At 54.5% G+C, this 21653-nt stretch carries 21 protein-coding genes, 2 tRNA genes and 1 pseudogene; 14 read left to right on the top strand and 10 right to left on the bottom strand.

All coding sequences use genetic code 11. The features are described 5' to 3' along the window. Positions 1-17 precede the first annotated feature (17 nt). Positions 18-4280 (top strand): response regulator, encoded by a 4263-nt coding sequence (locus RHJ80_RS00325; RefSeq protein WP_310743910.1) that lies wholly within the window; start codon positions 18-20, stop codon positions 4278-4280. Then, the gene (locus RHJ80_RS00320; protein ID WP_310801226.1) at positions 4277-6946 is read left to right on the top strand and encodes a DEAD/DEAH box helicase; all 2670 of its coding nucleotides are present in this window, start codon (positions 4277-4279) and stop codon (positions 6944-6946) included. Before RHJ80_RS00325 ends, RHJ80_RS00320 begins: the two co-directional genes overlap by 4 nt. Before the next feature lie 19 nt (positions 6947-6965). Here RHJ80_RS00320 and RHJ80_RS00315 read toward each other — a convergent pair. Further along, a tRNA-Met gene (locus RHJ80_RS00315) sits at positions 6966-7038 on the bottom strand. A gap of 119 nt (positions 7039-7157) precedes the next feature. Here RHJ80_RS00315 and RHJ80_RS00310 point away from each other — a divergent pair. The 4 genes from RHJ80_RS00310 to RHJ80_RS00295 are packed head-to-tail and all read left to right on the top strand — an operon-like array spanning position 7158 to position 9547. Continuing rightward, a complete protein-coding gene (locus RHJ80_RS00310) occupies positions 7158-7532 on the top strand; it encodes a DUF4346 domain-containing protein (RefSeq protein WP_286626093.1) in 375 nt (124 codons plus the stop codon). 37 nt (positions 7533-7569) lie between these two features. After that, positions 7570-8022 (top strand): cytochrome C, encoded by a 453-nt coding sequence (locus RHJ80_RS00305; protein ID WP_310801225.1) that lies wholly within the window; start codon positions 7570-7572, stop codon positions 8020-8022. A gap of 33 nt (positions 8023-8055) precedes the next feature. Next, entirely contained in the window at positions 8056-8844 is a 789-nt protein-coding gene (locus RHJ80_RS00300) for a TIGR03943 family putative permease subunit (protein ID WP_310801224.1), read from the top strand. A 4-nt stretch (positions 8845-8848) separates the two neighbouring features. Further along, entirely contained in the window at positions 8849-9547 is a 699-nt protein-coding gene (locus RHJ80_RS00295) for an OB-fold-containig protein (RefSeq protein WP_206200575.1), read from the top strand. 16 nt (positions 9548-9563) lie between these two features. Here the strand turns inward: RHJ80_RS00295 and RHJ80_RS00290 are convergent. Then, positions 9564-9636: transfer RNA gene (locus tag RHJ80_RS00290), tRNA-Val, on the bottom strand. A gap of 264 nt (positions 9637-9900) precedes the next feature. On the opposite strand from RHJ80_RS00290, the gene RHJ80_RS00285 reads away from it, so the two are divergent. Next, positions 9901-10449, top strand: coding sequence for a thioredoxin family protein (locus tag RHJ80_RS00285; RefSeq protein WP_310801223.1), 549 nt, complete (start codon positions 9901-9903; stop codon positions 10447-10449). Positions 10450-10452: 3 nt separating this feature from the next. Beyond that, positions 10453-10779 (top strand): hypothetical protein, encoded by a 327-nt coding sequence (locus RHJ80_RS00280; RefSeq protein ID WP_310801222.1) that lies wholly within the window; start codon positions 10453-10455, stop codon positions 10777-10779. Here the strand turns inward: RHJ80_RS00280 and RHJ80_RS00275 are convergent. Both RHJ80_RS00275 and aroF read right to left on the bottom strand, forming a co-directional pair. Further along, positions 10760-11260, bottom strand: coding sequence for a GNAT family N-acetyltransferase (locus RHJ80_RS00275; RefSeq protein ID WP_206200572.1), 501 nt, complete (start codon positions 11258-11260; stop codon positions 10760-10762). The two genes, RHJ80_RS00280 and RHJ80_RS00275, sit on opposite strands and share 20 nt — an antisense overlap. Before the next feature lie 9 nt (positions 11261-11269). Then, complete coding sequence (gene aroF, locus RHJ80_RS00270) at positions 11270-12301, bottom strand: 3-deoxy-7-phosphoheptulonate synthase (RefSeq protein WP_310800312.1); 1032 nt, start codon at positions 12299-12301, stop codon at positions 11270-11272. Between the two features lie 69 nt (positions 12302-12370). Here aroF and RHJ80_RS00265 point away from each other — a divergent pair, with 69 nt between their 5' ends. Next, positions 12371-13237: a peptidoglycan recognition family protein gene (locus RHJ80_RS00265; protein ID WP_302678541.1), complete on the top strand. Its 867-nt coding sequence runs from the start codon at positions 12371-12373 to the stop codon at positions 13235-13237. Here the strand turns inward: RHJ80_RS00265 and RHJ80_RS00260 are convergent. Then, the gene (locus RHJ80_RS00260) at positions 13234-14106 is read right to left on the bottom strand and encodes an SDR family oxidoreductase (protein WP_302676930.1); all 873 of its coding nucleotides are present in this window, start codon (positions 14104-14106) and stop codon (positions 13234-13236) included. The genes RHJ80_RS00265 and RHJ80_RS00260 overlap by 4 nt on opposite strands. Positions 14107-14245: 139 nt before the next feature. On the opposite strand from RHJ80_RS00260, the gene RHJ80_RS00255 reads away from it, so the two are divergent. Beyond that, on the top strand, positions 14246-15568 hold the full coding sequence (locus tag RHJ80_RS00255; protein WP_399384620.1) for a TldD/PmbA family protein: 1323 nt from the start codon (positions 14246-14248) through the stop codon (positions 15566-15568). Between the two features lies 1 nt (position 15569). On the opposite strand, the gene RHJ80_RS00250 is transcribed toward RHJ80_RS00255, so the two are convergent. From RHJ80_RS00250 to RHJ80_RS00230, 5 genes are all read right to left on the bottom strand, one after another. Continuing rightward, positions 15570-16286 (bottom strand): heme oxygenase (biliverdin-producing), encoded by a 717-nt coding sequence (locus RHJ80_RS00250; RefSeq protein WP_310743905.1) that lies wholly within the window; start codon positions 16284-16286, stop codon positions 15570-15572. Between the two features lie 98 nt (positions 16287-16384). Further along, the gene (gene argH / locus RHJ80_RS00245; protein ID WP_206200568.1) at positions 16385-17776 is read right to left on the bottom strand and encodes an argininosuccinate lyase; all 1392 of its coding nucleotides are present in this window, start codon (positions 17774-17776) and stop codon (positions 16385-16387) included. Between the two features lie 15 nt (positions 17777-17791). Then, complete coding sequence (locus RHJ80_RS00240; protein ID WP_225901602.1) at positions 17792-17989, bottom strand: hypothetical protein; 198 nt, start codon at positions 17987-17989, stop codon at positions 17792-17794. 27 nt (positions 17990-18016) lie between these two features. Continuing rightward, positions 18017-19057 carry a GGDEF domain-containing protein gene (locus RHJ80_RS00235; RefSeq protein ID WP_310801220.1) on the bottom strand — a complete coding sequence of 347 codons (1041 nt, stop codon included), beginning with the start codon at positions 19055-19057 and terminating at the stop codon, positions 18017-18019. Between the two features lie 144 nt (positions 19058-19201). Then, the gene (locus RHJ80_RS00230; protein ID WP_149817070.1) at positions 19202-19417 is read right to left on the bottom strand and encodes a helix-turn-helix domain-containing protein; all 216 of its coding nucleotides are present in this window, start codon (positions 19415-19417) and stop codon (positions 19202-19204) included. 99 nt (positions 19418-19516) lie between these two features. Between RHJ80_RS00230 and RHJ80_RS13155 the strand changes: the two are divergent. The 4 genes and pseudogenes from RHJ80_RS13155 to RHJ80_RS00215 form a co-directional block, all read left to right on the top strand. Beyond that, positions 19517-19702: pseudogene (locus tag RHJ80_RS13155) on the top strand (hypothetical protein); the annotation flags it as partial. 6 nt (positions 19703-19708) lie between these two features. Beyond that, positions 19709-19948, top strand: coding sequence for a hypothetical protein (locus RHJ80_RS13150; protein WP_310801219.1), 240 nt, complete (start codon positions 19709-19711; stop codon positions 19946-19948). A 121-nt stretch (positions 19949-20069) separates the two neighbouring features. Then, the gene (gene ispG, locus RHJ80_RS00220) at positions 20070-21278 is read left to right on the top strand and encodes a (E)-4-hydroxy-3-methylbut-2-enyl-diphosphate synthase (RefSeq protein ID WP_206200565.1); all 1209 of its coding nucleotides are present in this window, start codon (positions 20070-20072) and stop codon (positions 21276-21278) included. Positions 21279-21307: 29 nt separating this feature from the next. Further along, positions 21308-21652, top strand: coding sequence for a histidine triad nucleotide-binding protein (locus RHJ80_RS00215; protein ID WP_149817064.1), 345 nt, complete (start codon positions 21308-21310; stop codon positions 21650-21652). The last annotated feature ends 1 nt before the right edge of the window (position 21653 follow it).

The following is a 21653-nucleotide window of genomic DNA, read 5'->3' as shown; positions in this document are numbered from 1 at the left end:
CAATCCGGGAGGGGGCTATGCAAAGCGATCAACAAAAGCGCATTCTTGGCTACTTCATTGAGGAGGCGCAGGAACACCTGACCACCATTGAAGACAGTTTGATGAATCTCCAGCAGGTGGTCAATGACCCCGAGGCGATGAGTGAAATGTTTCGGGCAGCCCACTCCGTCAAAGGGGGAGCGGCTATGCTCGGACTCCATAGCATTCAGCACACCGCCCACAAGCTGGAGGACTACTTCAAAATTCTGCGGGAACACCCCGTAACGGTGGATGAAACCCTAGAGCAACTCTTTTTGCAAGCCTTTGATGCGCTGCGGGAACTCCTCGATGAATTGCAAGGCCCCTTTGGTTTGACGGAGGAGACAGCAACGGCAACGCTGAATCGGGTGGAGCCAGTCTTCAATCAACTGCAAGCCCACTTGAGCCACCTGACCCAAGGAGCAGAGGTGGCGCCCCCTGTAGCTGCGCCTTCTCCCCCTGTGGCCGAACCTGTTAAGCCGCCGGTGCAACCCGTTGCTGACTCCAGCTACCGCTTAGTCTTTCAAACGGAGGTGCCCGATCGCTTGCGGGCAATGTTGCAACTCTTTAAGCAACCCGATTCGCCCCAAGTGCGGCAAGAATTGGCGGAGGCCTGTTCTAATTTGGGTCAATTGGGGGAAACCTTTGCGCTGCCCCAGTGGGTTGAACTGCTGGCGATCGCCCAACAGGCGGTGAGTAACACAGCTCAGCCCCTCACGGCCTTGGCACCCGTGGTGATTAAAGAGATTATGGCGGCTCGCGACTTGGTGCTCAATGGTCAAGGCAGTGCGATTCGTCCCAGTGACAGTTTAGTGGCGCTTCAGCCCCCTGTGATTGAGGAAGCGCCGGCTGTTGTTCCAGAAGCGCCAGAGCCTGTGGTCTTAGAATCAGCTCCCGTCACCCTTGAGGAACCACTGCAACCCCTTGAAATGGCCTCTGAGGTTGCTCCGCTAGAGGTGAGGGTGCCTGAAGAAGAGATTTCCGAGCCAATGGAGCCAATGAGCAGCGGTGGCGATGGTGTCACTGTTTTTGGTGAGGAGAGTGGGACTGATTTCCAAGAATTGAGTGACATTTTTAGTGATGCCACAGCGCTGCCGACGGCCTGGCTGGAGGACACCCTTGAGGAGGATTTGGCCAGTTTAGAGCTGGGGGATGAAGCGGCCTTTGATGAGGAGATTTCCGACTTTTTGAACATAACCGCTGCTGAGGAGTTGCCTGAGGCAGAACCCCGCCTTGATGCCATTCTCGATGAAATTGAAGAACTCTCGGGTGAGCTGGTCTCTGCGGAGGTGGAGGAAGCCCCCCTCGATGACCTCACACCGCCAGCGATCGCCGAAAGTATGGCTGAGGCCCTTGAGGCGCCCTTGACACTTGACCGTCCTCTTGAGGAGAGTGCAGCCGCAGAACCCGCCGAACTTGGTCTGGATGCATTTCTTGAACAATTCGCCGAGGAAGCCCCCTCAGAGATGGCCGCTCTTGATGAGGCAGTTGCTTCCCTAGAAGACTTTTTGGGTGAGGTGGAAACCACTGAGGCTCCCGATCTGCTTCCCTTAGAAGAGGACTTTGAGATCCCTGCTCTCAGTGATGTTGCTGAGGATGTGGCTGAGTTCCTCGAAGAGGTGCCGGGTCTCAACGATGTCCTAGAAAACTTGGTTGTGGATAATGCGGCGGAAGAAGCCCTCGCGGAATTTATTGCTCCGCCAAGCCCTGATGATCCTTGGGCAGAAACGCTATCCGAGGCACCGGCGATCGCTGAGCCAAGTATGCCTGAAGTCACAGCGGCAAATATTGCTGAACCCGAACCCCTAGTGGAGGAGATTGTACCCGCTCCTGAGACTGCTAGTAGCATTACCGAGCGAGAATCCCTCATGGAAGCCTCCTTCACCTCTCCTGAAGCTGCAGGCATGACGGAACCCGAAGCGGTGGTGGAGGAATCCATTCCCTCCCCTGAAGCTGCCAGCATGGCTGAACTGGAGGCACTGATGAATGATGCCACTGTGCCTGCCACCCCCGAAAGCGTCCTAGAGGAATTGGAGGGGTTGATTGAGCAAAGTGCAACGAGTACAACCCCAGCTGAGGCTGCCACGTTCAACGAATTGGATCAGCTTTTAGAGACGGTGGCGCCACCGGCCTTTGAGGATCTCGAGCAACTCTTGGGTCAAGCCACCCCTACGGCACCCACCCCACCGCCGGCCACAACAGCCCCCTCGACTGCGGATGATAGTTTTGCCGATTTAGAGAAATTAATTCCCCAACCCGCAGGGAGTAGTGCGAAGGCGGCCACTCCTCGCCGAGCCGGGGCAGGGCCAAAAGGTAGCGCCTTGGTGGAGCAAACCATGCGGGTACCCGTACGCCACCTCGATACCTTGAGTAACCTCGTTGGGGAGTTGGTGGTCAACCGCAATAGCCTCGAAGACACCCAAGAACGCCTGCGGCAGTTTCTTGATAACTTGCTCTACCAAGTCCAACAACTTGGGGATGTCAGCCAACAAATGCAAGACCTCTACGAGCGATCGCTCCTTGAGAGTTCACTGTTGGGCGTAACGACAGCACGGGCAGCCAATGGCCAAGGGGAACGGGGAACCCACGCCACGGGGGTCGAGTTTGATGCCTTGGAAATGGATCGCTTTACCGGTTTCCACACCCTCTCTCAGGAGGTGATTGAGCGGATCGTGCGGGTGCGGGAGGCAGCGGATGACATCCAGTACGTGATTGATGAAGTGGAGCAGGTGGCACGGCAGTTTCGTCAAGTCACTACCCAAGTTCAAGAGGGGTTGAGCCGCTCACGAATGGTGCCCTTCCGTGAAATGTCTGTCCGCTTGCCGGGTGCCGTGCGCCGCGTTGCCAGTACCATTGGCAAACAGGTGGAACTGAAGATTGAAGGGGAAGATACCCTCATTGACAAGGGCATTCTCGAAAAGCTCTTTGACCCGATGACCCACCTGATCAATAACGCCGTCTATCACGGTATTGAACCCCCCGAAGAGCGGCGGCGATTGGGCAAACCTGAAAAAGGCCTGATTCGCGTGCGAGCCTTCTATCAAGGCAGTCAAGCGATTATCTCCGTCAGTGACGATGGGGCGGGGATTGACCCAGAACGGGTAAAACGCAAGGCAATCGAGAAGGGTCTCCTGAAGGAGGCGGATGCCCCCAACCTGTCGCGCCAAGAGGTCTATGCCTTCCTCTTTCAGTCGGGATTTAGCACCAAAGATCAAGCCGATGCCCTTGCCGGTCGCGGTGTGGGGATGGATGTGGTGCGCAAAAATCTGGAGGACATTCGCGGCACGATTAACATTGACTCTACGGTGGGCAAAGGCACCACCTTTACGATCCGCTTGCCGCTGACGCTGAGCATTACCAAAGCCCTCTGCTGCATTGATAACCACTGCCGCATTGCTTTCCCCATTGACGGTGTGGAGGATATGCTGGATATTCCCCAAGAGCGCATCCAAACCCTAGAAGATGGTCAACGTGTCCTCTCGTGGCACGATCGCCTGCTGCCAGTGCGTAAACTTGGGGACTTGCTCAAGTACAGCCGCAATATTAGCCGCAGCAATGTCTATGGCGGGAGCAGCCAAGACGATGGCATGGTCTCAATTGTTGTGCTGCGCAGCGGCGATGATCTCGTGGCCATGGAGGTGGATCAGGTCATCGGCGAACAGGAAATCGTGATTAAGCAGTTGTCTGGACCGGTGCCGAAGCCGGTGGGGGTAGCGGGAGTCACAGTTCAAGGGGATGGTCGCGCGATGGCGATCGCCGACGTGCTGGAAATTATTGACCTGTCCCTAGGACGCATGGATCGCGACTGGCGTGGCTTTGGTCACACCATGGATGTTGCGGAACCCGAGGAAGCCTCCGAACCCTTGGTGCTGATTATCGACGACTCGATTACAGTGCGGGAGTTGCTCTCAATGACCTTTACGCGGGCAGGCTACCGCGTTGAGCAGGCACGGGATGGTCAAGATGCGTGGGAAAAACTGCGCTCGGGCTTGCCCTGTGACTTAGTCTTTTGTGACATTGAGATGCCACGCATGGATGGCTTGGAGTTGCTCTCGCGGATTCAAAAAGATCCCAAACTCAACCATCTGCCGATCGCCATGCTGACCTCACGGGGCGCCGATCGCCACCGCAAGATGGCCGCACAACTGGGGGCACGGGGCTACTTTACCAAGCCCTATCTCGAGGAGCAATTACTGGATGCGGCGGCACGGCTCCTCAGGGGTGAAGTTCTGGTGCAGCAGGAGCCGACACCTACCCCATGAGTGAGCGATCGCCGGCCCTAGCAGACTTCCTTGCCCAACTCCCCTTTGAACTGGATGCCTTTCAAGAAGCGGCGATCGCTGCCCTTGATGCCGGTCGCTCTGTGGTGGTCTGTGCTCCTACGGGGTCAGGTAAAACCCTCATTGGTGAGTATGCGATTCACCGTGCCCTGACGCGGCAGCAGCGGGTTTTTTACACCACCCCCCTCAAGGCACTCTCAAACCAGAAGTGGCGTGACTTTCAGCAGCAGTTTGGTGCAGAGCAGGTCGGCCTCTTGACCGGGGATGTCTCGATTAACCGCGATGCCCCGATTCTGGTGATGACGACGGAAATTTTCCGCAATATGCTCTACGGCACTCCCATTGGCGAAGTGGGTACCTCCCTTGCGGGGGTTGAAGTGGTGGTGCTCGATGAATGCCACTACATGAACGATCGCCAGCGGGGCACCGTTTGGGAAGAATCGATCATCTACTGCCCCAAGGAAATTCAACTAGTCGCCCTCTCCGCCACGATCGCCAACGGCGAACAACTCACCGACTGGATTCAATCCGTCCATGGGGATGCTGAACTGATCTACTCCGACTGGCGACCGATACCGCTGCACTTTTACTTTTGCAACAGCAAGGGACTCTTCCCCCTCTTGGACGGCCAACGCAAACGCCTCAACCCGAAGCTCCACGGCCAGCCCGAACTGCGGCGACGCGGCGGCAAGCGGGACTTTTTGAGCATCCGCTACGTGGTCAGCCAACTGCAACAGCGGGAGATGCTGCCGGCCATTTACTTTATCTTTAGTCGGCGCGGCTGTGACCAAGCGGTTCAAGAGGTCCTGGGCATGAATCTCCTCACCAAGGCAGAACAGCAAGCACTAGCGGAGCGGGTCGAGGCCTTTTTGGCACAACATCAGGACATTGTTGCCCCGCAAATGATTGCCCCCCTCTACCAAGGGATTGCCGCTCACCATGCCGGGGTGCTACCCGTGGTGAAAACCCTTGTGGAAACCCTCTTTCAAGAAGGCCTGATCAAACTCGTCTTTGCCACGGAAACGCTGGCCGCAGGGATCAATATGCCCGCGCGCACCACCGTCATTTCCACCCTTTCGAAGCGCACCGACAGCGGTCATCGCCTCCTGACGGCCTCTGAATTTTTGCAAATGGCAGGGCGAGCCGGCCGCCGCGGTATGGATACCGTGGGTCATGTGGTGACGCTGCAAACCCCCTTTGAGGGCGCCCATGAAGCAGCATTTTTGGCCACCGCCGCCCCGGATCCCCTCATTAGCCAATTTACCCCCAGCTATGGCATGGTCTTGAACCTGCTCCAACGCCACACCCTTGAAGAAGCGCGGGAATTGGTGGAGCGCAGTTTTGGTCAATACTTGGCCACATTGCAACTCACGCCCCAACGGCAGGCGATCGCCCAACTGGAAACGGAATTGCAAACCGTGCAACAACGCCTCACAGGCATTGATCGGCAGCAACTAGCGCAGTATCAAAAGCTGCGGGAACGGCTACGACAGGATCAACGCCTCCTGAAAATCCTCGAACAGCAGGCGGAGCAGGAACGTGCCCAAGAACTCCTCCCCTTTATGATGGCGGTGCCGCCGGGGACATGGCTCCATATCAAATCCCCCCTGCGAGACCATCCCCCCTTAGCCGCCGTCCTCTGTCAACCCGTTGCTGGTTCCGGGCAGTTGCCCCACTGGCTGTGCCTTGCGGCTGATGGTCGCTTTCGGGTCGTTGGCATTGATGACATTTTGGCTGTCTATCCCGATCGCCCCCCCTGTAGCAATCTCCCCCCGCCCCCAGAGGCAATGAAACTGCGCCTAGGGGAAAGTTATCCCTGCAATGAGGCGAATCACTACCTCGGTACCCTCCCGGATCTGCCACCTGTCTTAGCCGCGCCGGAAGTGGCGGCTCAAGCCGCTAAAATCGCTGACCTTGAGGCCAAACTCACGCAACTCCAAGCCAGTCTGCCGCAAAATGTCCATTCGCTGCTACGCTTAGTTCGTCGCGAAGAACGGCTACAAACGGAACTGCGCGATCGCCAGCACAAGCTCCAGCAACAGTCCCAACGCCACTGGGAGCAATTTCTTGCCCTCATTGCTGCCCTGCAGGACTTTGGTGGCCTCAACGACCTAACCCCCACCCCCCTTGGGGAAATGGCCGCTGCTCTGCGCGGCGAAAATGAACTGTGGTTGGCTCTGGCCTTGGCCTCTGGTGAACTCGATGACTTGCCCCCCCACCTCTTGGCGGCAGCGATCGCAGCTCTAGTGACTGAAACGCCCCGTTCCGACAGTTGGTGCAACTACCCCATTCCCAGTGAAGTGGAAGAACGCCTTGCCGCCCTTAGTCCGATTCGCCGCCGGCTGTTTCAGGTGCAGCGTCGCCATCACATCATCTTTCCCCTCTGGTACGAGTGGGATCTCATTGGCTTGGTAGAGCAGTGGGCTTTGGGCACGCCGTGGAATGAATTGTGCACTGAAACCAATCTCGATGCCGGCGATATTGTGCGGTTGCTGCGGCGCACCCTCGATTTTCTTTCCCAGATTCCCCATGCGCCCCACACTAGTCCGCAACTACGCCAAAGCGCCCAGCAGGCACGCTACCTCCTCGATCGCTTCCCCGTGAATGACTTGCTAGAAGGAGTCGAGCTAGAGGCAGCAACGGTATAGTTTGAATCGTCATAAGGAGTGGCTCAGGCGGGATTTGAACCTGCGACCTTGGGCTTATGAGTCCCCTGCTCTAACCACTGAGCTACTGAGCCGAAATTTTTGCGTGATTTTCATTATAACGCAAATGTCCCAAAACTCAAGGCTCGGCCTGCAGATTCCAGTCGAGTTCGCCGTACAATAAAGAGTGGATCCATTAGAGGAAAGATAGGCGTTGAGCAAAGCAGAACGCACGGCGCTTGACAACAAGCTATCGCAGCGATTTATTCATCTCGATCCGGCAGGGTATTTCATTATCTACATTGACCCTGAGCAAGAACTGATCTGGATGAAACACTATCCCAATGACATCAATGAGAAGGGCTTAGCGGTGGATCCCGATACGGGAGAACCCATTCCCACCAAAGGGAAAGTAACGCGGGAACCCGATCTAGTACTTAGCGGTCGAACAGCCAAGGAGTTGTGTATTGAACTCTTTGAAAAGGATCGCCAACTGGTGACGATGTTTGACCATGCGGCCTATCTCGGTCGTGAATTGATGCGGGCACAGTTTTGTTTGGATGAAGGGCTTGAGTATATCCAAGATTAGACAACACTGGCGCTGGGGGGTAGGGGCAGTTCTTTTGATGCTCTGTGCCCTAGTGGGTACAGCCTTAGCAGCGATCGCCACCCCAGACTGGAGCGGTACCGTCGATGTTTTGCCCTTGAATGCCCAGTTGGGAGCGCAAATCTATCTGCGGCGCTGTGGCAGTTGTCACCTCGCAGTCCCCCCGGAAACATTGCCCACTCAGGCATGGCAGGTACTGATTCAAGATACCAATCACTACGGCGCAACCCTCGAACCCATTCCCCGCCCAGAGCTGGTTCCCCTGTGGAACTATTTGCGCACCTATTCTCGACCCCTGCCCAACGATGCCCAAATTCCCTTTCGCGTCGGGCGATCGCCCTTCTTTCGCATCCTCCATCCCCGTGTTGCGGTACCGCAGCCCGTTACCCTCGATGGTTGTGCCCAATGTCATCCCAAGGCCACCCTCTTTAACTTTCGTGAGCTAAGTCCGCAGTGGCAGGATTCCCCCTAGAATGTTTAGGGATGGCGAATTTTCCACCGCCCGATGTTTTCTAGCTCCTCCAATCGCTATTCTCCGCGTGTCCAACGCATGATGATGCGCCGTCGCTGGCTACAGCAAGAGTGGTGGACGGTTGGGGCACTTCTCCTCTGGGGAATGTTGTTTCTTCGATATTGGTGGCAGGGGCGACTGGGGTTACTAATTCACCCCAACTATTTTGCGCTGGCGATCGCCGCTGGTTTTGTGCTACTTGCCGTGAGTGGTTGGCAAGGGTGGCGGTTATGGCGGGGGCGAGTGACACCTGTGCAGCATGTTGCCCTCTTACCGGCTCGTTGGACGCTCAGTATTCTGATTTTCGCGGCAGTCGTGGGTTTGGTGATGACGCCCCGTCCTTTCAATAGTGCCACGGCCATTCATCGCGGTCTCGAGGATGGCTTGACAGTGACCCGCAATAGTCCAGTGGCCTTTCGCCTCAATCAACGGCCTGAGGAGCGGACGCTCATTGACTGGATTCGCACCCTTGATGTCTATCCCGAACCCGATGCCTATAGGGGGTTGCCCGCTCGCATTGAGGGATTTGCGGTTCATAGTCCCCAACTGCCAGAGACTTATCTCACGCTCACCCGTTTTGTCATTACCTGTTGTGCAGCGGATGCCTATCCTGTGGGACTGCCCGTGAAATTGGGGCGATCGCGCCAAGCCTATCCCCAAGATCAGTGGTTTCGCGTTGAAGGTCGGATGACCACAGAAACCCTCAACGACCGCCGCCAATTGGTATTGGTTGCTGAGACGATAACGCCGATTCCTGAGCCTGAAAATCCCTTTATGTACTAAGGCAATGCTATTTCACTTGATTCACACTCCCTACTGGATTGTCTTGGGCATGGGGGTCTTGCTCTTTTTGACGGTGATCTTTGGCGATGTGGGCGCTGAAGAGGTCGAGCTAGAGGGAGATGCCGATCCCTTGGAAGTGGAGGTCGATCTAGAGGAGGGCATCTCATTTCTGACAATTTTGCATTGGTTGGGGGTGGGGAGAGCGCCCCTCATTCTCTTGCTCGCCTTAGACTTTAGCCTTTTGGGCGTGCTGGGCTGGTTTTTTAATGTTCTCTTTTACACCCTGAGTGGCAGTTGGCCGGGGGTGGTGTGGTCTGGGGTGATTGCGATCGCGGCACTGCTGTTAGCGCTAACAATTGGGGGGCTGTGTTCACGGCCTTTGGGGCAAATTTTTGCGCAGTTTAGTGAAGATACCAGTCGCGATCGCCTGCTGGGGTGCAGTGGCCACGTCAGTTCTGCCCATATTCCCCACAGTGGTACTGGTATTGGCCAAGTGAGTGTTTTGGATGCCAATCGCAATCGGCTGATTCTGCCGGCAGTGCTCCCCCCTTGGGCAACGGTCACCCCCCAGCATGGTCAGGAGATTTTAATTATTGATCACCAAGAGAATGAGTACATCGTCGTGGCCAAAGACAGCTTGGATGAAGCCACATGGTTACGCCAGCAGCGGCAATCTCAGATCAAAGATAGCGAAGATTCCTGAGGCATTGATTTTAGGATGGGCGGTGAGGGACTCGAACCCCCGACAGCCTCGGTGTAAACGAGATACTCTACCAACTGAGTTAACCGCCCAAGTTCCAGAATATCTATCATAGCATAAGGTATAGCCTGTTTCTAAAAAACGGTACACAAAGCGGATAGGAACTTGTTCTATGACTCTGTGAACGGGGAATCTCCTGCTATACGCCTAGCGTTAGCGGGATGAGTGTCAAAGAAGTTTGAACCTTTCAAGCCCGTTCAATCCCTGTGAAAAGCGCTGTGTTACGTCAACATGGGTCAACTCTTGCGAAGAAAATCCGCTAGGATCAACGTGTCGAGACGTGCAAGGAATGCCCTATGGGAGCAGCAACGGCAGCCAGTGGTCAACGGTTACGGAATTTTGTGATTGCTGTTGTCGCCATTCTCATTAGTCTTGCCCTATTGGCGGGTCTGCGCAGTAGCAATCAACCCCTCACCCTCGCCGAGCAAGCCCGCCAAGCCACCCCTTGGGAGGAGGCTCAAGTCAATGGCAAGCCGACACTTTTGGAGTTTTACGCCAACTGGTGTAGCACCTGTCGCGCCATGGCCAAGGATTTGGCGGAATTAAAGGCGCAATATCGCGATCGCCTGAACTTCGTCATGCTGAATGTGGACAACACCAAGTGGCTACCGGAAATTGAGCGCTTTAATGTGGATGGCATTCCCCATTTTGTCTTTCTGAATCGGCGACAGGAACCCCAAGCGGTGGCGATCGGCCTGCAACCCAAGGAAGTGATGGCCAAAAATCTTGAAGCCCTCAGCAATAACCTCCCCTTGCCCTACGGTCAACTGACGGGTGAAATGTCCCAACTCACGAGTCCCCTCGCCCGCCAACGCAGGGATGATCCCCGCAGTCATGGGGGCTAGGTTGTGGAACCCCAAGATGAGGTGCGTCAGGTTTATGAAGAGACGCAAACACGGATGGCAGAGCTTTACCGTGAGTACGAGCAGATCAAAGCCACCCAAGCACGGTTAAAAGGACGTAATCAGGCTGCCCTAGATCAAGAGCGCGATCGCCTCGTCCAAGAGCTGCGGCAACTAGAGGCGGAGTTTGGCCTGACCCTCCTGTTCCATTTAGGGGAAGCAGCGCGGGAATGCTGGCAGGACATTCTGGCTCAAGAAAACTTTTGGCACTTTGTCCGCTTTGCTGGTTTGGGATTTGTCCTTGGCATTTTGGTTAAGAGCCTGACGGGTTAGTCAACTGCCCAAGGTTTAAGGCCGTTTGCCAGAGTCCGGGCCGCGAATTGGGAATCGGCATGGCACCAACGGTCTTCGCATAAAAGTCCTCTGAGGAAACCCAGCCAATCACGGCATAGGCATAGCCCGCTGCCTGCATCTGAGCCAAGGTTAACTGCAACAGCAGGCGACCAATCCCCCGCCCGCGATAGGGTTCGGCCACAGCCATTGGCCCAAACAGTCCTAGGGCGGCTGCATCGTAGCAGGCAAAGCCTAGAAGTTCGCCATTTTCAACGGCAATCAGTCCCCGTGGCGGACGCTGACTCAAGGCAAGAGCCACTTCACTGCGCCAACCGGCACTAAAGCGATCGCCCACCCACTGGACAATCCAGTCTACTTCTGACCCCAAAGGCTGGCGGTAGTGAATCCCCTGCTGCTGATGCGCCATGACGGCGGGCCAATCCACCGCTAGCTCGTAGAGCTTGACCAGCATATCGGTCATCTCGGCAGCCTATCGACTGAGACTCACAAGGGGACGTTGCAGGGCTTGCATCAACTCATCAAACTGATCCGGCGTGAGGGATTGGGCACCATCGGAGAGGGCTTTTGCTGGGTTGGGGTGCACTTCAATCATCAGGGCATCAGCACCTGCGGCCACGGCGGCTTTGGCCATGGCAGGTACAAATTCTGCCCAGCCGGTGCCATGACTGGGGTCAATCATAATCGGCAGATGGGTGAGCTTGCGCAGCACCGGAATCGCTGCTAAATCCAAGGTATTGCGGGTATATTCACGGTCAAAGGTGCGAATGCCCCGTTCACAGAGAATCACATTGGGGTTCCCTGCCGCCAAAATGTACTCAGCAGCCATCAGCCATTCCTCGATGGTGGCAGACATCCCCCGTTTCAGGAGCACAGGTTTGGGCTGGGCACCCACCCGCTTGAGAAGCGAAAAGTTTTGCATATTACGGGCACCAATTTGCAGCACATCGGCCACTTCGGCAATTTTGTCTAGATCCGCTGCGTCCATGACTTCGGTAATGATGCCCAAGCCCGTTTTTTCTTTTGCTGCTGCCAACAGATCAAGGGCACTTTCACCATGGCCTTGGAAGGCATAGGGGGAGGTACGGGGTTTATAGGCGCCACCGCGGAGAAACTTGGCACCCGCCGCTTTCACCCGCTGCGCCGTTTCAAGGATCATCGCTTCATTTTCAACGGAGCAAGGCCCTGCCACCACCACCACATCATGACCTTCGCCGAAAATAACTTCGCCGTTGGGCGTTGGCACCACCACTTCACTGGGTTCACCGTGGCGATACTCGCGACTGGCTCGCTTGAAGGGCTGCTCAACTCGCAGAACGTGTTCAATCCAAGGGCTAATTTCCTGAATTCGCAGGGGATCGAGTTCCGCAGTTTCGCCGACAAGACCAATAACGACTTTGTGCTTGCCCACAATTTTTTCGGGGGTGAGTCCCCAAGTGCGCATCTCAGCGCTAACCCGCTCAATCTCTTCACCGGGGGTGCCACTTTTTAGAACAATAATCATCCGCTTGCTGATCCCAAATTTTTGGCTTAGGGTTTGATTGTATTGTGCCAAATTGGTTCCGTTCTGCCTATGCTGCGTCGTTTCCGAGGCCTGCGGTTGATGATTTCGCTGGCGATCGCTACCGTGGTTGTGCTGTCCCTGTGGAGTGTGATGATTGGCTCTATCCCCAGTGGCGATCGCCCCCTTGATTTGAGTCAAGCGGTCTCCATTGATGATCCCCAATTTGATCCGCCAACGGACTCATCGCCCTCACCCCCGCTGCCAGAGAATACCCTGCTGCCTCTACAACGCAGTGATGGCGCCCCCTATGAACGCCTTTTTGCTCAAGTCCGCCAAGTTCATCAACAGTGTTTATTTACGCCCCCTTGGTACAGTGTCCCCATCGACCGCACCAATTTTGGCGATCGCTACCGTACCGATATTCGGGGTCAAGTGGTGGACAATGCACCGCTGATTGTTTTGCATGAAACTGTGGCCTCTGCCCAATCTACGCTGGATTTTTTCCAAACACCGCATCCCCGCGATGAAGATCAAGCCAGCTACCATGAACTGATTACCCTCAGGGGTTGGCTGCTGCACTTAGTGCCTTGGTCCAAGCGTGCCTATGGTGCGGGCAACTCTGTCTTTGGCAGGGAAACGGTTCAGACCAACCTCCGCCTTGCCCCTTCGGTGAACAATTTTGCCCTCCACTTTTCCCTAGAAACCCCTCCTGAAGGTCGCCATAATGGTTCTACCCATGCGGGCTATACCGATGCTCAGTACCGTACCTTGGCATGGCTGGTGGCGCAAACGGGCATTGATCTCCAACGGGTAACCACCCATGCGGCGGTGGATCGCTCTGGCGAGCGCATGGATCCGCGTAGTTTTGACTGGGCCACGTTTAATCGCTATTGGCAGGCCTATCGCGATCGCCCCTGTGGGGATATTCGCGGCTAGAAGTAGCGATCCAAGAATGTCTCTAAAGACTCAAAGGAGAGTTGAAAATAGGTTTGGGCACGTTCAATTTCACTGGCAGGGCAGAGACTTTCATAGGCCAATAGGGTTCGCAGCGTTCCTAGGCTGGCCTCAAGATCCCGATTCATCACTCCCAAAAACTGACGAGCGCCGTCAATCACGGCTAGGGGAACCGTCATGACAAAGGGGCGTTTATTGAAAAAGCGACCAAGGCGATCGGCAATCTCTTGGCGGGTTAAGACCTCTGGATGTGCCAAGCTAAAAATGGCCGGTTGGCTGGCTTGACTAGCCACGAGAATACAGCGGGCTAAATCCTCGGGACTGAGCAGTTGCAGGCGGTGTTGGGGATCTCCAAGGACAATGTAAACCCCCGTCTGCTGAAAGCGCTCCGCAAGGGGCAGCAAACTAGACATAAGGGTGGGGCAGCGGAAAATGGCATAGTTGAGACCACTGCTGATGAGCACCTGCTCGACTTCGTACTTGGCCTTGAGAAAGGGGGACTGCTGGCGATCGCCCGTCACCGCCAAAGGAGAAATCAAGGTTATATGGCGTACCCCCTGTTCCTGAGCCGCCTGAATCACATCCAACGTAGCACGGTAATCAATCGCCTGAATGGCACGGCTGAGTAACTGACTACCATGGCAGCAAATCACCGCCTCCACGCCCGCCATGGCAGCCTGAATATCGCGGGGCTGTTGCAGATCGCCAATGAAAATCTCAGCACCCCATTCCTTGAGGAGGTCATACTGACTCGTCAGGCGCACAAAGGCTCGTACCGGCAGCCCCAACGTGATACAGCGGCGCACCACCCGCAAACCCAATTGTCCTGTGGCACCCGTGACCAAGTACATGCAGCGGAACTATTAAGCGATTCTTGTCTCAGCGTGCCCTAGGCAGAGCCACAATGCAAGACGCTTGAAGGATATGCAGGGGGGGAATGCGCTAATCTAAGGAATACCTTTGAGAATCTTCACAAAAACTCTGCGCCGCATGACCCTTGACTTTTCTGCTGCTCAGCACCTGAGCCATGAGCTGTTTGCTGCCCTGAAACCGGCAGAGGCGCTTTTCGTTGAAATTGCCAGTGAATCCAGCCAGTTTATTCGCTTCAATCGGGCGCGGGTGCGGCAAATTGGCACCGTAGAAGATACGGTGGTAACCCTGCGGTTGCAATCGCAGCAACGGACGGCAAGCACCTCGTTTCCCTATACGGGAACGGCGGATCTAGCGGCTGCCCTAGAGCACTTGGCCGCATTGCGTTCAGAAACGGTGCAACTCCCTGTGGATCCTTACCTTGTACCGCCAACGGATACCGGTTCGATTCAAGACACTTACCTTGGCCGCTTACCTGATCCTGACTCAGTGGTAGAGACAATTCTGACACCCGTTCAAGGCTTTGATTTTGTGGGCATTTACAGTGGGGGGACGATCGCTCGTGGGAGCTTTAACTCCGCTGGGCAGGAGCACTGGTTTGCTACGGAAACGTTTTGCTTGGATTATTCTCTCTTTACAGCGGCGGGCAAGGCGGTGAAAAATAGCTATGCCAGTACCCATTGGGACACTGTCATCTATCAAGCTCAAATTGAGGGCGATCGCCAGCAGTTAGCACAATTGGAACAGCCTCCCCGTCAGTTAGCAGCGGGACGCTATCGCACCTACTTTGCCCCGGCAGCGGTGGCTGAACTGGTGGGCATGCTCTCTTGGGGAGCCGTGAGTGAAGCGGCCTATCGTCAAGGCGGCAGTGCCCTCGCCAAATTACGGGAAGGGGCAACCCTCTCTCCCCTCTTTAGTTTGCAGGAAGACTTTACCACCGGAACGGTGCCCCGCTTTAATGCCGATGGCGATATTGCGCCCCCTTGCTTGGCATTGATTGATCGCGGCAAATTGCAAACGTTACTCATTAGTCGGCGCACCGCTCAGGAATACCACCTTGTGGCCAATGGTGCCAACCGCCAAGAAACTCTGCGATCGCCCCTCCTCTTGCCGGGCACGCTACCAGAGCAGGAGGTGCTGGCTGCCCTCGATACGGGTCTCTATGTGGGCAATTTACACTACCTCAACTGGAGCGATCGCCCCAATGGACGAATGACCGGCATGACCCGCTACGCTTGCTTTTGGGTAGAGCAGGGCAAAATTGTTGCACCCATTACAGACCTGCGCTTTGATGACAGTCTCTATGAGTTTTGGGGAGACAACCTCGAAGCCTTGACAGACACCGCGCTTTGGATTGCCCACACCGACACCTATGAACGTCGTTCCCTTGGGGGTATTACGGTGCCGGGGATGCTCGTCAAGGCCTTTCAGTTTACCCTCTAGGCTACTCAGCAGTCGCCAATTCGGTGCTGCCGCGCTGTTTACGACGAGTCAGCGTATTAAAGAGCAACTGGCCAATGGCTCTGATGAGGTTGCCCTCCAGTTCTTGGAAGATCTTCATATTCATACCAAAGGCGGCATTGGCCTCATCCACAATCCGCTCCGCTGTTGCTTCATCTACGGCCAATTCATCCAAGCGTTGGCGATAGAGTTGCTTAAAGGCCTTTTCGTCACTAATGGCCTCAAAGCGATAAAACGCCGTACCTTCGCCATTTTGTAGGTTCATCGCCCGCTCAGCAATCCCCTTGAGGATTTGGCCGCCCGAAAGATCGCCAAGGTAACGGGTGTAGGAGTGCGCCACCAACAGTTCGGGTGCGGTATTGGCCACTTCATGAATGCGGGCTACATAGGCCTGTGTGGCTGGCGAGGGCGTAATTTCTTCCCGCCAATTGGAACCAAAGTAGTAGGTCAGATCTCGCTCAAGGCTATTTTTGCGGTTCAGCTCCGGAAAGTAAATTTTGCCAACAATGGGATGGTCTTTGAGCTGTTCCATTTCCTGCTCCATGGCACTGTAAACGTGATAGAGGCTGGCAACGAGTTTGCGGTAGGAGCTTTTTTCCACGGTGCCTTTGAGGAAGCAGCGCACAAAGCCAACGTTCTCGGCCATGGTGTGGGCTTTTTTGGTGCCTTCACGCAATTTCGTCGCTAGAGACGTCGTCATCACGAGATCCTTCTTAAAAATTTGCAACGTTTTGTTTCTAAAAGCGACCGTCAGTACAGTCTATTTTTCAGGCTAAGGGTAAATGACACCATTTTTCATTAAAAATCATTAAGGCGATCGCGAGCCGCTGCGAGGGCTTGGCGCACCTGATCAAACCCTGTGCCCCCGTAGCTATTGCGGGCAGCCACCACCTGTCGCGGTGCAATGCGTTCGTAAATATCCGCTGCAAAGGCGGGGTGCAGGGCTTGCCATTCTTCAAGGGTGAGGTCTTTGAGGAATTTCCCTTCAGCAAGACAGGTTTTCACCACCTGCCCCACCAAGTTATAAGCCTCACGGAAGGGCACCCCCTTACTGGCCAAGTAATCCGCCACATCGGTGGCATTGGCAAAATCGCTCTCCACAGCCGCCGCCAAGCGTTGCGGTTGAAACACCACCCCCTCGGCCATCAAGATCGTCATTGCCTCTAGGCAGGCACGGACGGTATCCACAGCATCAAAAAGCGCCTCTTTATCCTCTTGCAAGTCTTTGTTGTAGGCCAAGGGCAGCCCCTTCATAATCACCAAGAGAGCTTGCAAATGGCCAAACACCCGTCCTGTTTTGCCCCGCACCAACTCCGGCACATCGGGATTTTTCTTTTGGGGCATGATGCTAGAACCCGTGGCACAGGTGTCGGTGAGCTTGACAAAGGCAAATTCCTCAGAGGCCCACAGAATAATCTCCTCCGAGAGCCGCGATAGATGCACCATGATCAAGCTAGCGGCACAGAGAAATTCAATGGCAAAATCGCGATCGCTGACGGCATCGAGGCTATTGCGATAGGGTTCACGAAAACCCAACAACTCTGCTGTGTAGTGGCGATCGATGGGAAACGTTGTGCCCGCCAGTGCCCCGGCTCCCAAGGGAGAGACATTCACCCGCTCACGAATTTGCTGTAGTCGCTCGCTGTCCCGCTCGGCCATTTCCACGTAGGCCAGCAGATGGTGAGCCAAGCTCAGGGGTTGTGCCCGTTGCAGGTGAGTGTAGCCGGGAATCAAGGTTTCAATGTGGGACTCTGCAAGATCCAGAAGTGTGCGCTGCCACTGTCGCAGTTGTCGAAGAATATGGTCAATTTCTGAGCGCAGGTAAAGGCGAATATCGGTGCCCACCTGATCGTTGCGCGATCGCGCTGTGTGGAGTTTCTTGCCCACATCGCCAACCAGTTCTGTGAGGCGGCGTTCGACGGCAAAGTGCACATCCTCGGCTTCAATACCGGGGGTAAACTGGCCATCTCGGTATTCTTGGCGAATTTGCTCTAGGCCTTGAATCAGCGTTTCGGCTTCCTCAGGGGAAATAATCCCCGTTTTTGCCAGCATGCGGGCATGGGCTTGGGAGCCGCTGAGGTCGTATTCAATGAGGCGAATGTCAAAGCCAATACTGGCATTAAAGCGGGCGATCGCCGGATGGAGGGCTTGTTCAAAGCGCTGGCTCCAAGGCTGAGGTTGGGCAGTCACGGGCGATTCTCAGGGCTAAAAATTCAGGAGCTTGCCAAAGATCCAGCCAATGGCCAGACCAATAATCAGTGCCCACAGTTGGCCAGAATCGACAAAGTTTGCCCACGCCTTAGAAACGTCTTCCCCCAAGGTATCTTTGAATTTCTGCGCCACAATAATTTGCGGCTCAATCGTCATTTGGCTGGCAATAAAGTAGTTCGGTGCAGTATTCATAGCCATTGGCGGAAACGCAACTCAAGTTTATCCTAGCGGAGGCGGGGGCGATCGCCAACCAGTATCACAAGCCCCAAGATTAGAAGACCCATTGTGTGACCACTCCAGCAGAATACAGCGATCGCGCCCCTGTTGCTTGGCCTGATAAAGGGCGGCATCAGCAATGGCAAAAATCTCCGTTAAGGTGCCCTCACTTGCCTTGGCAGGAACAAAGCATAACCCAGCACTGACTGTTATGTAGGGATGGTGCGCCCTCTCCCCTTGGGGGATTTTCATCTCTCGGACATGATGGAGCATTCGTTCAACAATGTGTAGAGCCGTATCAGCAGAAACATGGGAGAGCACAAGGGCAAACTCCTCACCGCCGTAGCGAGCAATGATATCGTTGGAGCGCAGATGGGTCTTAAGGGTTTGAGCCACCTGTTGCAGGGCGCGATCGCCCGCTAAGTGACCACAGCAGTCGTTATAGGCCTTGAAGTCATCAATATCAATTAACGCTAGTGTCAAGGCATGGCCTTGGACTTGTGCCTCCTGCCAAAGACGATTCAACGCTGCATCCAGAAAACGACGATTACCTAACCCCGTTAAGGGATCCCGTTCCGCAAGGATCTGGAGGTGCTGTTTTTCCTGCTCTAGGGCTTGTTGGCATTGTTGCAATTCCGTCACAAGGGCAATTTGCCGAGCCAGTTCGGCCTGTAGTTGTTGCAACTGGGCAGCGAGTAACTGCTGATTGTGGCAAAAGCTAGGAACAATCCGCGTCAAAATCGCAGGTTCATCATCCAGATTGACGCCAATGCCTTCAATAACCCACTGATCCGTCTCAGGGTTGGGAATCGGAAAATGGGCAGCCAACATCTGGGCATTGCTTTGACAGAGCTTTAACCATGCCTGTACCTGCTCCGGCGATTGTTGCAGCAGCGCTGCGAGGGATTTACCAATTAAGGCTTCTGTATCCTGTTGCCAAAAGAGCGAGGCACCATCGTTGATTGCTAGAATTTCACCGCTACTGTTCACGATCGCGATCGGCTCAGGGAAAAGGCAAATATATTCAGCAAGTGTCCCCCTCATTTGTTTCGTTTGAGCCTATCAAAGGAATGGTTATACTAATAAGAAATATTTCAGGAACACACCAAAAAATTAAAGGTTAGTTGTCAAAGTAAAATTTTTCTAATTGTTAGGCTATACTAAAAAATAGATAATTAGAGCGAAAAGTTAATCCGAGGGGGATTGACAACTATAGTAATCGGGGAAAACAACGTAAAGGGGCTTTTCAAGAATCGTTGCTATTTCCTTCTCAATCATTGCCGAGCGGGAGCGGCCACGAATCACTGCCGATACACAATGACGCGAAACCCCTAGCTTTTGGCCAATTTTAGCGCCATTCCAGCCCCGTTTCCGCAATTCTGCCTTAATGTCCTCAGGATGCATAGTGCTGTTATAAATCTGTGCCCAACAATTCAATGTTAATTGCGGGCAATAAGGTTGTCAAGCGACAACTTTTGACAAGGTAGTGGGGGGTATTCATTGATGAGCTTGACATGTAAAGTTATTGAAAGACGCAGTGCCCTTTCCAAGGGTCTATTTAGGTTCCGCATGGTTAGTCCACGCTCTCGAAAACAACTCTCTAGGCTGCTACGCCAAAAACGGGGGATACGCAGTCAACGTGCCTTTGCCGCCGAGCTGGGAATCTCCTATACCTGCTTGCAAAAATGGGAGAATATGGCTTCATTTCCAAATACTGAAAATCTATTAAAGTTATGTCGTGTTTTTGGCTTTGAGGATTTAGAAAGTTTTATCGCCTACCTCAACCAAACGGATGTCACCAACCGCGAAGAAGAACAACTGGTGACTGAGATTCTTGGCAAATTGTGTCACTTACCTCCAGCAACAGCAGTTCGGGTGCTAGAAACAGCGTTAGGGTTGTTAAAGGCTGCTGCTAACAATGAAGGGGACGTTTGAGTATTTTTTAGGTTCCGAAAAAATTATAGCAAATCTCTTGGGGGGCGATCGCCTGCCGCAGCTTGCCGCTTCTATGGCATCCTGAAAGGGAGAAGTTGCGCAATTTGGCCACTTACATCCTATGCAAACGCTGCCGAGTCCTGTTCAAGCTACTCCGACAGAAACCGCCATTGTCCGTCGCAAAACCCGTCCTGTGCCCGTTGGCTCTGTCATCATTGGGGGCGGTCATCCTGTGGCGGTGCAATCGATGATCAATGAAGACACGCTAGATATTGAAGGCTCAGTAGCCGCCATTCGTCGTCTCCATGAAATTGGCTGTGAAATTGTGCGGGTGACAGTGCCTAGCCTTGCCCATGCTAAAGCCATGGAAGAGATTCGCGATCGCCTCTACCAAACCTACAAACCTGTGCCCTTGGTTGCCGATGTCCACCACAACGGCATGAAAATTGCCCTCGAAGTTGCCAAGTACGTGGACAATGTACGCATCAATCCGGGGCTATACGTCTTTGAGAAACCCAAGCCCGATCGCACTGAATACACCCAAGCCGAGTTTGAGGAAATTGGTGCCAAAATTCGCGAAACCCTTGAGCCACTGGTGATCTCGCTGCGGGATCAGGGCAAATCCATGCGCATTGGCGTCAATCACGGTTCTCTTGCTGAGCGGATGCTCTTTACGTATGGGGACACCCCAGAAGGCATGGTGGAATCGGCTCTAGAATTTATCCGCATCTGCGAGTCTTTGAATTTCTACAACCTTGAAATTTCCCTCAAGGCCTCACGGGTACCCGTGATGATTGCCGCCAACCGCCTTATGGTCAAGCGCATGGATGAACTGGGCATGGACTACCCCCTCCACTTGGGAGTCACTGAAGCCGGCGATGGCGAGTATGGCCGCATCAAATCCACTGCTGGCATTGCCACCCTCCTTGCCGAAGGTATTGGCGATACGATTCGTGTCTCCCTCACCGAAGCCCCCGAAAAAGAAATTCCCGTCTGCTACGGCATTTTGCAAGCCTTGGGTCTGCGGCGCACCATGGTGGAGTATGTGGCCTGTCCCTCCTGTGGCCGTACCCTCTTTAACCTTGAGGAAGTCCTGCACAAAGTCCGCGAAGCCACCAAACACCTCACGGGTCTGAATATTGCTGTCATGGGCTGCATTGTCAATGGGCCAGGGGAAATGGCCGACGCCGACTATGGCTATGTGGGCAAACAACCTGGCTACATCTCGCTCTATCGCGGTCGTGAGGAAGTGAAAAAGGTGCCGGAATCTGAAGGGGTGGCTGCCCTTGTGGAATTAATCAAAGCCGATGGCCGCTGGGTGGATCCCTAAACCATTAGACCTCTGTGAGGAGTGAAACCATGACCACGGAAACCATTTTTAGCCGCATCATTCGCCGCGAGATCCCAGCGGATATTGTCCACGAGGATGAGCTGTGTCTGGCCTTTCGTGATATCAACCCCCAAGCCCCCGTGCATATTCTGGTGATCCCCAAAAAGCCGATTCCCCAACTCAGCTTGGCAGAACCGGAAGATCACCGTGTGCTGGGGCACCTGCTGCTGACGGCCAAACGCATTGCTGAGGCAGAGGGTTTAACCAATGGCTATCGGATTGTCATTAACAATGGCCCCGATGGCGGTCAAACCGTCTATCATCTGCACCTGCACCTGTTGGGCGGGCGAGCCATGCAATGGCCACCGGGTTGAG

Source organism: Thermosynechococcus sp. QS41 (assembly GCF_031583515.1).
In the GTDB taxonomy this organism is placed as follows: Bacteria; Cyanobacteriota; Cyanobacteriia; order Thermosynechococcales; family Thermosynechococcaceae; genus Thermosynechococcus.
The sequence above is the reverse complement of the archived record's forward strand: the minus strand, read 5'-3'. Positions and strand labels throughout refer to the sequence as shown.

What these genes read in the sequence shown, in the direction of transcription:
- RHJ80_RS00285 (WP_310801223.1), top strand. Translation starts at nt 9,901, where the DNA reads ATGGGAGCAGCAACGGCAGCCAGTGGTCAACGGTTACGGAATTTTGTG.
- RHJ80_RS00215 (WP_149817064.1), top strand. Translation starts at nt 21,308, where the DNA reads ATGACCACGGAAACCATTTTTAGCCGCATCATTCGCCGCGAGATCCCA.
- RHJ80_RS00255 (WP_399384620.1), top strand. Translation starts at nt 14,246, where the DNA reads ATGACCCTTGACTTTTCTGCTGCTCAGCACCTGAGCCATGAGCTGTTT.
- RHJ80_RS00300 (WP_310801224.1), top strand. Translation starts at nt 8,056, where the DNA reads ATGTTTTCTAGCTCCTCCAATCGCTATTCTCCGCGTGTCCAACGCATG.
- RHJ80_RS00260 (WP_302676930.1), bottom strand. Translation starts at nt 14,106, where the DNA reads ATGTACTTGGTCACGGGTGCCACAGGACAATTGGGTTTGCGGGTGGTG.
- RHJ80_RS00265 (WP_302678541.1), top strand. Translation starts at nt 12,371, where the DNA reads ATGCTGCGTCGTTTCCGAGGCCTGCGGTTGATGATTTCGCTGGCGATC.
- RHJ80_RS00275 (WP_206200572.1), bottom strand. Translation starts at nt 11,260, where the DNA reads ATGACCGATATGCTGGTCAAGCTCTACGAGCTAGCGGTGGATTGGCCC.
- RHJ80_RS00320 (WP_310801226.1), top strand. Translation starts at nt 4,277, where the DNA reads ATGAGTGAGCGATCGCCGGCCCTAGCAGACTTCCTTGCCCAACTCCCC.
- RHJ80_RS00295 (WP_206200575.1), top strand. Translation starts at nt 8,849, where the DNA reads ATGCTATTTCACTTGATTCACACTCCCTACTGGATTGTCTTGGGCATG.
- aroF (WP_310800312.1), bottom strand. Translation starts at nt 12,301, where the DNA reads ATGATTATTGTTCTAAAAAGTGGCACCCCCGGTGAAGAGATTGAGCGG.
- ispG (WP_206200565.1), top strand. Translation starts at nt 20,070, where the DNA reads ATGCAAACGCTGCCGAGTCCTGTTCAAGCTACTCCGACAGAAACCGCC.
- RHJ80_RS13150 (WP_310801219.1), top strand. Translation starts at nt 19,709, where the DNA reads ATGGCTTCATTTCCAAATACTGAAAATCTATTAAAGTTATGTCGTGTT.
- RHJ80_RS00240 (WP_225901602.1), bottom strand. Translation starts at nt 17,989, where the DNA reads ATGAATACTGCACCGAACTACTTTATTGCCAGCCAAATGACGATTGAG.
- RHJ80_RS00230 (WP_149817070.1), bottom strand. Translation starts at nt 19,417, where the DNA reads ATGCATCCTGAGGACATTAAGGCAGAATTGCGGAAACGGGGCTGGAAT.
- RHJ80_RS00305 (WP_310801225.1), top strand. Translation starts at nt 7,570, where the DNA reads ATGCTCTGTGCCCTAGTGGGTACAGCCTTAGCAGCGATCGCCACCCCA.
- RHJ80_RS00250 (WP_310743905.1), bottom strand. Translation starts at nt 16,286, where the DNA reads ATGACGACGTCTCTAGCGACGAAATTGCGTGAAGGCACCAAAAAAGCC.
- RHJ80_RS00325 (WP_310743910.1), top strand. Translation starts at nt 18, where the DNA reads ATGCAAAGCGATCAACAAAAGCGCATTCTTGGCTACTTCATTGAGGAG.
- RHJ80_RS00235 (WP_310801220.1), bottom strand. Translation starts at nt 19,057, where the DNA reads ATGAGGGGGACACTTGCTGAATATATTTGCCTTTTCCCTGAGCCGATC.